This is a genomic window from Treponema sp. UBA3813, assembly GCA_002368605.1.
In the GTDB taxonomy this organism is placed as follows: Bacteria; Spirochaetota; Spirochaetia; order Treponematales; family Treponemataceae; genus Treponema_D.
Window position 1 is genome coordinate 9,878 of sequence record DFEB01000079.1, and the last position, 1,902, is coordinate 11,779.

Annotated in this window: 2 protein-coding genes; one reads left to right on the forward strand and one right to left on the reverse strand. The window is 45.6% G+C overall.

All coding sequences use genetic code 11. The features are described 5' to 3' along the window. Nucleotides 1-143: 143 nt before the first annotated feature. The gene (locus tag B2089_RS11900; RefSeq protein ID WP_296687444.1) at nucleotides 144-968 is read right to left on the reverse strand and encodes a MetQ/NlpA family ABC transporter substrate-binding protein; all 825 of its coding nucleotides are present in this window, start codon (nucleotides 966-968) and stop codon (nucleotides 144-146) included. A 224-nt stretch (nucleotides 969-1,192) separates the two neighbouring features. Between B2089_RS11900 and B2089_RS11905 the strand changes: the two genes are divergently transcribed. Continuing rightward, nucleotides 1,193-1,902: type I restriction-modification system subunit M (locus B2089_RS11905; protein WP_296687447.1), on the forward strand; the 710-nt coding region annotated here is incomplete at its 3' end.

The following is a 1,902-nucleotide window of genomic DNA, read 5'->3' on the forward strand; positions in this document are numbered from 1 at the left end:
GAGCCCGCAGAGGGGGTAGGCGAAGCGCGGTTCGAGCTCAGCTCTCACCGAGACTCGCCTAGAAACTCGTCTCACGAGTTTCTTCGCCTAATGGCGACCAGCTCCCTAGGGGGAGACTTCCCCCTCACTTCTAATTCCTGACTTTAGAATTCATCAATCTCCCAGCCTTCTTTGATGAAGTAGCCGCCGAAGTCCTTGTTGAAGACTTTTTCTGTTTCGGCTGTCTGGAAAGCTTTTACGACTTTTTTGAAGATTTCGACTTTTGCCGGGTCGCTCAGGTCTTTGCCGCGGGCTGCGATGAGGTTCCAGTACTGTTTTTCATCGACTGAAGTGTCCTTGAAAATTGCTGACTCTGTTTTGATTCCGAAGTCGAGTGCGTAGTTTCCGTTTACGATTGCGGCATCAACATCTTTGAGGGCTGAAGGAATTGTGTTTGCTGCCAGTTCCTTGATTACGATTCCGCTTTTGTTCTCGGCAATGTCTGCAACTGTCGGGTTAAAGCCTGCTTCAGGTTTGAGGGTGATAAGACCTGCTGCGGCCAAAACCTTGATTGCCCGTCCGCCGTTTGTGACATCGTTCGGGATTGCGACGACGCTTCCTGATTTGAGCTCTGAGACTGACTTTACTTTGACTGAGTACAAGTTGAGCGGAATGATGAATGTATTCCCGATGAGTTTTACATCATAGCCATGATTTTCAATTTCGTTCTGAAGGAAAATGCGGTGCTGGAAAGCGTTCAGGTCGATTTCACCGTTTGCAAGCGCATTGTTCGGTGTGACATAATCCGAGAACTGAACGAATTTAAGGTCGATTCCCTGCTTTTTGAGGGCTTTCTGAGCCGGTGCCCACAAGTCCTCATAGATAGAGCCGACAACTCCCAGTTTGACGACAGTGTTCTTCTTTTTTGCTGCGAAGACTGATGTGAGAGCAATTGCTCCGATTAAAAAAGCTGCGATAATTTTTTTCATAGTGTTCTCCTTGTGGAATAAAATGTGTTGATTCCGTTGTTTGTTATTCCCTAGTAAGTCACTAGGTTTATTTAATGCAATTGTTATACTTGTTTTTACCTACTGTGTCAATGGGTAGGATGAAAAAAGTGTGATTTTTCAGAGGGGAGAAGTTCAAAATAGCGCCTATATTTGACGAGTGAATGTTGATATAATGAAATAATCTAAAAGTGTAGGATACATAAATGACCGACTCAGAACTCAAAACCTTAAAAGACAACCTCTGGCACGCCGCCGATGTTCTTCGTGCCGGAGCTCACCTTGCAGCAAACAAATACGGACAGCCAATTTTAGGCCTCATCTTCCTCCGCTATGCAGACATCCTTTATAAGCAGCACAAAGCAGAAATAGAAGCCGAATATAATAAATCAAAAGGTACTAGAGCCGAAAAATCCATAAAGGACATTTCAATCAAATACTGCGGCTTTTACCTTCCGCCGGAAGCTTATTACACAACTATCAACGACGCGCCCGATGATGCAAACAAAGCAACACTCGTAAAAAAGGCGATGGAAGCCATAGAACGCGAAAACGAAAAGATGGATGGTGTTCTTCCAAAAGAAGTGTACGGTCAGCTTGTGCCCGAAGAAGAACCGGAACTTCTTTCCAACATCATGCGCATCTTTATGGATATTCCGGAAAATATCAGCGTAGACCTCTTTGGCGAAATCTACGAATTCTTCCTGGGTGAGTTTGCCCTTCAGGAAGGAAAAGACGGCGGAACCTTCTATACGCCTGCAACCGTAGTCCGCTACATGGTAGAAGTTCTTCAGCCGCAGAATGGCGAAAAGAAAATCTTGGACCCGGCTTGTGGTTCGGGTGGTATGTTTGTTCAGGCAGCCCGCTTTATGCACCGCCACAACAAAGCTTCTGATGAAGTAATGAAGTTCCGCTG

What these genes read in the sequence shown, in the direction of transcription:
- B2089_RS11900 (WP_296687444.1), bottom strand. Translation starts at nt 968, where the DNA reads ATGAAAAAAATTATCGCAGCTTTTTTAATCGGAGCAATTGCTCTCACA.